We start from the raw sequence: 2486 nt of genomic DNA on the forward strand, positions 1-2486 counted from the left end.
CGGCCCATCTGCTTGGCGGCCGGTGCCACCCCGGGAACCGGGCGGCCGTCGGCCTGCTGCAGCGCGGCCAGGTCGCCGGCCACGAACAGTTCCGGATGGCCGGGCACGCTCAGGTCCGGCTGCACCTGCACGCGGCCGCTGCGGTCCAGCGGCGCCTGCAGGGTCTTCGCCAGCGGCGAGGCGGCCACGCCGGCGGCCCAGACCACGGTCCGCGCCGGCACGAAGGCGTCGCCAATGCGATAACCATGGGCGTCGATGTCGGCGACCGGCACCCCGGTCAGTACTTCCACGCCGAGCTTTTCCAACTGCTGCTGCGCCTTGGCCGAGAGATGTTCGGGGAAGGAGGACAGCACTCGCGGCCCGGCCTCGATCAGCCGCACGCGCGCCTCGGCCGGGTCGATGTGGCGGAACTCATGCTTGAGCGTGTGCCGCGCGATCTCGGCCAGGGTGCCGGCCAGTTCGACGCCGGTGGGACCGCCGCCGACGATGGCGAAGCTGAGCCAGGCCGCGCGCGCGGCCGGGTCGGTTTCCGCCTCGGCACGCTCGAACGCCAGCAGCAGGTGCCTGCGCAGTTGCAGCGCGTCGTCCAGGGTCTTCAGGCCCGGCGCATGCGCCGCCCAGTCGTCGTGGCCGAAATAGGCGTGGGTGGCGCCGGTGGCGACCAGCAGGTAGTCGTAGTCCAGCGCCTGGCCGTCGGCCAAGCGCACCTGCCGCGCCTGCTTGTCGATGTCGACGACCTCGCCCAGGCGCACTTCGACGTTGTCCTGGTGGCGCAGGATCTGCCGCAGCGGCGCGGCGATGTCCGGCGCCGACAAGCCGGCGGTGGCGACCTGGTACAGCAGCGGCTGGAACAGGTGATGGTTGCGGCGGTCGATCAGGGTGATGCGCAGCGGCGTCCTGGCCAGGGCGCGGGTGGCCCACAAGCCGGCGAAGCCACCGCCGACCACGATCAGGTGCGGCACGGGTGTGTCGTTCATGCAGGACTCCAGGAGCGGGAGAAAGAGGAGAGCGTCCGGTATCGGCGCGGCGGTCGCCTCGCATTCGCGCGCGCACCGATCCGCCGGAACGCGCGCTGCCGAAAAGGCGCTGCGCGCTCGTCGAGGGCCGGACCTGCATGTCCGTATAGTAGCGCGATGCCAAGCGCGGTCAGCGACATGGAGGACGCACGCTCATGCCAGCGACAGTGAAGCCGCGCGCATCGGCGCCGCCGCCGGCGCTGCTGCCGTCGCGCTGGCGCAGCCTGCTGTTCTGGGCCAAGACCCGTGCGCTGCAACTGCGCCGCGCGCTGCACGATCTGCGCGGCGGACCGCGTCGGCATCGGCGCGACGCCGGCCTGGCGATCGCCGACGGCAGCTGTGCCGAATCCGTCACCGCGCTGTGGCCCGACAGCGAGGAGACTGCGTCGCAGCTGGTGGCCGGCAAGATCCACAATCTGCGCCTGGCCGCGCGTGCGCTGCACGGCGTGGAGGTGCCGGCCGGGGCGACCTTCGGTTTCTGGCGCCAGCTCGGCCGTGCCACCCGCCGTCGCGGCTTCGTCGCCGGCCGCGAACTGCGCGAGGGCTGCCTGGTGCCGTCGATCGGCGGTGGCCTGTGCCAGGTGTCCAATGCGATCTACGACGCGGCGCTGCGGCAAGGCCTGGAGATCGTCGAGCGGCACCGCCACACCCAGGTGATTGCCGGCTCCCTGGCCGAGCGCGACCGCGACGCGGTGGTGTTCTGGAACTACGTGGACCTGCGCCTGCGCGCCGCCGCGCCGTGGCGGCTGGAGGTGTGGCTGGACGGCGAAGCGCTGCACGTGCGCATCCGTGGCGGTGCCGTGGCGCCGGCGGCGTTGCCGTTGCCGCCGCTGCAGCGACGCATCGCGCCGGCCGGTGTCGACGCCGCCAACGACTGCACCCGCTGCGGCCGCAGTGCCTGCCATCGCCATGTGCCAGCGGTGCCCGATGGGCTGCACCGCACCTGGCTGGTCGACGAGGACTGGCCGGAGTTCGCCACGGACCGCCGACGCCGGCAGCAACCCGGCGACCGCGTGCTGGCGCTGCCGCGGACCAGCGTCGCGGCCTTGCGCGCGGCGCTGCTGAGGCGCTGGTGGTTGTGGCGCGGCATGCCGTTGCCGCAGGCGCGCCAGCGCGCGCAGCGCATCCGCCTGCAGGCGCTGCGGCGGCGCCTGGGCGCGCGCGATGTCGACCTGGTGGTGCCGCAGAGCCTGTTGCCGGAGCTGTGGCTGGCCGGCGAGTTGCAGGGCCGGCGCTGGGACGTGTACATGACCGCCTTGCCGATGCATCTGCTGCAGGCGCGCCTGGACGTGGCCGCGCAGCGGCATCCGCACAGTCCCACCCTGCGCGATTTCCGCGCCGATCCGGCGCTGGTCGCCGCCGAGCGTGCGGCACTGGCGCAGGCGCGGCGCTGGATCACCCCGCACCGCGAACTGCTGGCGCTGGCCGGCAGCCGCGGCCTCGCGCTGGCATGGCAACGGCCGGCGCTCA

The 2486-nt window shown here is 73.6% G+C and carries 2 protein-coding genes; one reads left to right on the forward strand and one right to left on the reverse strand.

Going from position 1 to position 2486, the window contains the following annotated elements; genetic code table 11:
• Window positions 1-977: NAD(P)/FAD-dependent oxidoreductase (locus D183_RS0113285; protein WP_017909429.1), on the reverse strand; the 977-nt coding region annotated here is incomplete at its 3' end.
• 194 nt (window positions 978-1171) lie between these two features.
• On the opposite strand from D183_RS0113285, the gene D183_RS0113290 reads away from it, so the two are divergent.
• A partial coding sequence (locus tag D183_RS0113290; RefSeq protein ID WP_232757273.1) for a VanW family protein occupies window positions 1172-2486 on the forward strand: 1315 nt, incomplete at its 3' end.

The sequence above is a fragment of the Xanthomonas sp. SHU 199 genome (assembly GCF_000364665.1).
GTDB lineage: Bacteria > Pseudomonadota > Gammaproteobacteria > Xanthomonadales > Xanthomonadaceae > Xanthomonas_A > Xanthomonas_A sontii.